Origin of the sequence: Domibacillus sp. PGB-M46, assembly GCF_022668875.1 — a bacterium.
GTDB lineage: Bacteria > Bacillota > Bacilli > Bacillales > Domibacillaceae > Domibacillus.
This window is the reverse complement of the sequence record NZ_JAKGCR010000055.1, coordinates 1-5,268: the sequence shown is the minus strand read 5'-3', so window position 1 is coordinate 5,268 and position 5,268 is coordinate 1. Positions and strand designations below refer to the sequence as shown.

Here is a 5,268-nt window from a genome sequence, read left to right as displayed (position 1 = left end):
GAATTATATAGTTGTAGTTTTTTAGTAAGAATATTTCAAGATAGAGTTATAAGACTTGTGACATCATTTTCGTTAAATGCTGTAAAAAAATTTATATTCTTCCTCCTTTCTTTAATTACTTAAGATACCTATCAGTTAACTTCATCACCGACACCGGGCTTGGCTGCTACTATGATATTTTGTTTGACCAGCTTTTCTTTAGTTGAAAAATTTTGAACAGCTCTAAAAACAATCTCGTTTCCTCCGCCGGCAGGTGAAGGTCTGCTAATTCTATATTCTTATTTGCGAACTCCGGATTAGTTTGTTGAGAAGAACAACCAAGTGCTAACAGTAGGAATATTTTTAGTTTTTTCAAATCTTTCACTTAAATCTTAATATTTGAACATGTTTGTGATTTTTCCCACCCGAGAATTTTGTTTATAAAACAAAAATGGAAGCACTTACAAAATAATGAGGAGCTATAAATCTAGTTCAAAACTGAACACCACCTCTTCTCTATTTATTTTTTCTTTCTTATTCTAAACTTAATACTGATTTATATTTGTACATGTCTCCACGATAAGAAGAAGCACCTGTTAAAACACAGCCTTTTTTTACTTTTAAGTCAACACTTCTATATAAAATTGGCGAGCCTACGGAAACATCAAGAATTTTTGAAATCTCTTGACTAGCAAGAACTGCTTCTATTTCAATTTCTCCTTCGGAAAGGGACATATTAAATTTATTTAAAAATAAATGCGAGAAAGAATAATTAATATATTCTTCATCAGTAATTTGTTCACCATACTTTTTTAAAAGATAACGGTTATCGATAACAACTGGGATACCCTCTGAAAGACGTAAACGTTTTACTTGATAAACCTCTTCTCCAGGTTTTACCCCCAATTTTACGTCTATTCCTTCTGGACAAGGTACGGATCCCCTATATAGCAACTTAACATTAAAGTTTTTTTCTAAGTACCATCCTTGAAAAAAAGTATCCAATTTAGCAATATCTGTTTTTAATTTATCTTTACGAACAATAAATGTGCCTTTTCCTTGGATACGTTTTAAAAGACCTTCTTCTACAAGCAATTGAACGGCCTGACGAATAGTCATTCTAGAGACATCAAACATTTTTATTAGTTCATCATCGCTTAAAAATTTTTCTCTTCCTTCTTTGTACATTTCATCTACTTTTTTTCTTAAGCTATCTGCAATTTGAACGTACTTTGGAATAAGATTATTATAATTACTCATGCCACCCTCCTAGGGATTATATTAAATAACATTTCACTCCGATTCATCTATACATCTAGATGATTTGTTTTATATTTTATAGTTCCAAAAGTTAAGAGTCAATATAGTTTTCTGAATTTTTAACTTCCTTTTAGGATTAAAAGCAAAATAATACATGGTATCCCAATTTTTGTCCTTCTTACGGCTTGGTTAATGACACTAGGATATGTCACCACTTAAGCCGTGACAAACGGAACTAAAAAACAGTGTCATCACTTTTAAGGTATGGCTACTCAGAAATACAGAAGGCTCATGATTACCTTGTTTATAATCATGAGCCTCTTTCTTATTTGTTTAATATCTTATTAAACAAATATATAATTAAAAAAGTTCTCTTTTCGAGATCTTTTCTAGGAGGAACAATATGAATGATAGGATGTATTACCTTGCAAAAGATTCTTTTGATTATTATGTGTATGGAGACACTGACGACGTGATGATTTTTACAGGAACCAATACAGATATCAAGTGGGACTTACGTTTTTATTTAGAAAAAAGATGTGTTAGAAGCTGTGAAAAGTATTTATAAAAGAAGATCGACAATTGTAATGAGCTTGTTTTGTTGTGAATAATTAAAGGGGCTAAAAAAGGCCGTCTATCCCCTCACCTATCAAGTGATGGATCTGCTTTATCAGCATGTGAGGACAGATAACCTGCATGTTGAAATGATCGAGGACCGCTCCTGGTTCTTTATATGAAAAACACAATCCTTCGCAGAGATTCAGAAGAACTGGACGCCAGCTTGCACAAGGCCGCATTCAGTATAGTTGAGAGCAAAAAGCAATAAGTAATGAATAATGAATTGGAAGAAAATAAGGTAATATGCAGGAAGTAGCCAGGGATATAATTGAAAAAGTTTAGAACCATGATAAAAACGGTTCTTTAAATATGTAATTACTGTTTATTTTACAAAACATATTTGAATTTTACATACAGTGCATTTGTTTATAATTACCTTTATTTTTTGCAATTCATTAAATTGACGATTAATTTAAAACTTAAAAATGTAAAAACAGCTGTGATAAATAAACCGCGGCTGCAAGTTGTAGGCTTTGTTGGCAGCTATTAGAAAATAAAATAACCGTTAAGCAAGGTGATCAGCTTAACGGCCTGGTTGAATTACTTTTTACTGATTGATAATTTTGTTGATACGGTAATGACAGGCATCGCTTTTTCTTCTACACACATCGTTCCTGGCAGATCCGCATGATCTGCTCCATTGAATGCAATCGTGCAGTGGCCAAGCTCGCTCACTGTCTCATTTACTTTCCCGCCGACAAACGTGATTTCATAAGACTGGTCGTCAAATGAGAGAATGTCGCCCGCTTCGATGGTGCCTTCCAAGGAAACTACCGTATGGCTTACGGCGATGTCGCGCAAATCCTTGGGCGCGCTTTCATTAAAAAGAATGAGCATCTTCTCTTCCGCAAACATTTCCACGTCTGCACCAAGCCCTGTAACTGTTGACTGATAGATTGTTTTCAGTTGTACACTCTCTTGAACACTCATCATTCTACCTCCTGTTTATTCATACATACCGAAGCTTGCAAAATAAGCAATCACAACGGCAAGCGGTCCCGTAATTAAACGTGACATTAAAACAGCCGGCACCCCGACTTCTACGGTTTCCGGTTTTGCTTCTCAAAGGGTTAAGCCTACTGGCACAAGATCTCTGTGCCTGCCTGCGGGTTAATCGCAAACAGAGACGGAAGCCTGTATTTCTTTTCTCTCCACATCCAAAAAGCTTTCCGTTTTTCCTCCTTGTTTTATAACGTTCCATCGCTTTTGATTTAATACAATTTCTTTTGTATCTTCAATAATAATTCTCCTTAATTATAATTGTTGCGGTACAATTAATCAATAAATGTATAAAAAAATTATACACTAATAAAAATGCATTTCGTTTTATTCATCTTTTCTCTACTTTTTCAAGCTTTCTAAGCAAAACAATATCCTCATTCTCGAGTCTACTAGCCGTTAATAGAAATATTCTCTTCTTATTCAAAGGGTGTTTAGCTTAACAAAAGAACAAGTAAGGAATTTTCTAATATATTTTCGATAAAGTAAATCAACTGCCCTCCGAGAAGTGGATAAGGTATCTATCCAGCCAATCCTTACATTCCCTGCGTAAACCTGAAAAAACCGGCTAGTTGGTTTGGAAAACCAATGGAATTGGATTGATCAGGACTACTCAAACATAAAAAAAAGACAAAGTAGCTCTCAAACGAGAGATTTGAGAACTACTTTGTCGACAGCTGTTATAAAATAACCGTTAAGCAAAAGGATTAGCTTAACGGCTCGTTGATGGTTATTTTATTTTTTATTGATAGACAATTTTGTTGATACGGTAATGACAGGCATCGCTTTTTCTTCTACACACATCGTTCCCGGCAGATCCGCATGATCTGCTCCATTAAATGCAATCGTGCAGTGGCCAAGCTCACTCACTGTCTCATTTACTTTCCCGCCGACAAACGTGATTTCATAAGACTGGTCGTCAAATGAGAGGATGTCGCCCGCTTCGATGGTGCCTTCCAAGGAAACTACCGTATGGCTTACGGCGATGTCGCGCAAGTCCTTTGGCGCGCTTTCATTAAAAAGAATGAGCATCTTCTCTTCCGCAAACATTTCCACGTCTACACCAAGCCCTGTAACTGTTGACTGATAGATTGTTTTCAGTTGTACACTCTCTTGAACACTCATGATTCTACCTCCTGTTTATTCATACATACCAAAGCTTGCAAAATAAGCAATCACAACGGCAAGCGGTCCCGTAATTAAGCGCGACATTAAAACAGCTGGCACCCCGACTTCTACGGTTTCCGGTTTTGCTTCCCCAAGGGTTAAGCCTACTGGAACAAAGTCTGCGCCTACCTGCGGGTTAATCGCAAACAGGGCTGGAAGGGCGAGGTTTGGCGGGATATTCCCCTTGCCGATTTCTACCCCGACGAGTACACCAACGACCTGGGCAATCACGGCCCCCGGCCCGAGCAGCGGCGATAGGATCGGCACGGCGCAAATCACCGACAGAACGAGAAGCCCGAAGATATTGCCGGCAAGCGGCGATACAAAGTTGGCAATGATATCACCGATGCCTGTATAAAGGATAATCCCGATCAAGGTGCTGACAAGCGCCATAAATGGGATGATGTTTTTCAGCACCTGCTCAATCGTTTCACGGGCAGCCTGGTACAGCACCCCGATCACGCCGCCCATCGAACGGCCCAGCTTTTCGATAATGTTCTGCTTGCGCGGTTCGCCATTGCTGGTTTTCATCTGCGCGACTTTCTCGCGCGCTTCCGCTTTCAGCTGCTGGGCATTTTTCGGATGAGCCTCCGCTGTAACAGACGGTGCCGGGGCTCCGTCTGCTGGCTGAATGTCCGGCTCTCTGACGCCGGAGACGAAATTGTCTTCTTTAATAAATTTCATTAATGGCCCGGATGGCGAGGTAGGGGTTAGGTTAATTGTCATTACACCCATTTTTGGATAGACGCCACAGCGTGCTGTGCCCCCACAGTCGATGAGAACGCATGCCATTTCCTCTTTTTCAATCGATGTTTTAAAGCCGTCAACGGCTTCCGCACCGGTTAATTCGGCAATACGCTGGGCAACCGGGTGGATGCCGCCGCCAGTCACGGATACAACATATTTTTTCTGCTCGTCGGGCTGGATGACAAGCGGCCCGCCCCAGCCATTGCTGCCTTTGTTAATTTTCACTGCTTTATATGATGGATTTACTGCTTGATTTTCAGACATGTACTTCTCCTCCTCTCTTCATTAGTCCGTTACGGAAATCCCCTGGCGTTTCATCATCGTAATGGTGATGCGCTCTGTGATAATCCCGCGGATTAACATTACGACCAGCCCGACAATAAAGAACCGGATCGCCAATGGCCCCGTTGAAAGGCCAAGCGTTGTAATACCCTGTGCAATTCCCATGTAGATAAACAGCTCTGCCGCATTTGCATGCGGGAAAAGCCCCGTGATCGG

Annotated in this window: 6 protein-coding genes and 1 pseudogene; 1 reads left to right on the top strand and 6 read right to left on the bottom strand. The window is 39.5% G+C overall.

Annotated elements, in window-relative coordinates; all coding sequences use genetic code 11:
* Nucleotides 1-513: 513 nt before the first annotated feature.
* Nucleotides 514-1,239 carry a GntR family transcriptional regulator gene (locus L2D08_RS23490; protein ID WP_242237955.1) on the bottom strand — a complete coding sequence of 242 codons (726 nt, stop codon included), beginning with the start codon at nucleotides 1,237-1,239 and terminating at the stop codon, nucleotides 514-516.
* 403 nt (nucleotides 1,240-1,642) lie between these two features.
* Here L2D08_RS23490 and L2D08_RS23485 point away from each other — a divergent pair, with 403 nt between their 5' ends.
* On the top strand, nucleotides 1,643-1,807 hold the full coding sequence (locus L2D08_RS23485) for a hypothetical protein (protein ID WP_242237953.1): 165 nt from the start codon (nucleotides 1,643-1,645) through the stop codon (nucleotides 1,805-1,807).
* A 590-nt stretch (nucleotides 1,808-2,397) separates the two neighbouring features.
* Here L2D08_RS23485 and L2D08_RS23480 read toward each other — a convergent pair.
* From L2D08_RS23480 to L2D08_RS23460, 5 genes and pseudogenes are all read right to left on the bottom strand, one after another.
* Nucleotides 2,398-2,787, bottom strand: coding sequence for a PTS glucitol/sorbitol transporter subunit IIA (locus L2D08_RS23480; RefSeq protein WP_242237951.1), 390 nt, complete (start codon nucleotides 2,785-2,787; stop codon nucleotides 2,398-2,400).
* Between the two features lie 15 nt (nucleotides 2,788-2,802).
* A pseudogene (locus tag L2D08_RS23475) lies at nucleotides 2,803-2,999 on the bottom strand (PTS glucitol/sorbitol transporter subunit IIB); the annotation flags it as partial.
* Between the two features lie 592 nt (nucleotides 3,000-3,591).
* The gene (locus tag L2D08_RS23470) at nucleotides 3,592-3,981 is read right to left on the bottom strand and encodes a PTS glucitol/sorbitol transporter subunit IIA (RefSeq protein WP_242237949.1); all 390 of its coding nucleotides are present in this window, start codon (nucleotides 3,979-3,981) and stop codon (nucleotides 3,592-3,594) included.
* A 15-nt stretch (nucleotides 3,982-3,996) separates the two neighbouring features.
* A complete protein-coding gene (gene srlE, locus L2D08_RS23465; RefSeq protein ID WP_242237947.1) occupies nucleotides 3,997-5,034 on the bottom strand; it encodes a PTS glucitol/sorbitol transporter subunit IIB in 1,038 nt (345 codons plus the stop codon).
* A gap of 21 nt (nucleotides 5,035-5,055) precedes the next feature.
* Nucleotides 5,056-5,268: PTS glucitol/sorbitol transporter subunit IIC (locus L2D08_RS23460; RefSeq protein WP_242237945.1), on the bottom strand; the 213-nt coding region annotated here is incomplete at its 5' end.

Bases quoted from the DNA above. Each gene is read 5' to 3' on its own strand.
- L2D08_RS23490 (WP_242237955.1), bottom strand. From the start codon at position 1,239: ATGAGTAATTATAATAATCTTATTCCAAAGTACGTTCAAATTGCAGAT.
- L2D08_RS23485 (WP_242237953.1), top strand. From the start codon at position 1,643: ATGAATGATAGGATGTATTACCTTGCAAAAGATTCTTTTGATTATTAT.
- L2D08_RS23480 (WP_242237951.1), bottom strand. From the start codon at position 2,787: ATGAGTGTTCAAGAGAGTGTACAACTGAAAACAATCTATCAGTCAACA.
- L2D08_RS23470 (WP_242237949.1), bottom strand. From the start codon at position 3,981: ATGAGTGTTCAAGAGAGTGTACAACTGAAAACAATCTATCAGTCAACA.
- srlE (WP_242237947.1), bottom strand. From the start codon at position 5,034: ATGTCTGAAAATCAAGCAGTAAATCCATCATATAAAGCAGTGAAAATT.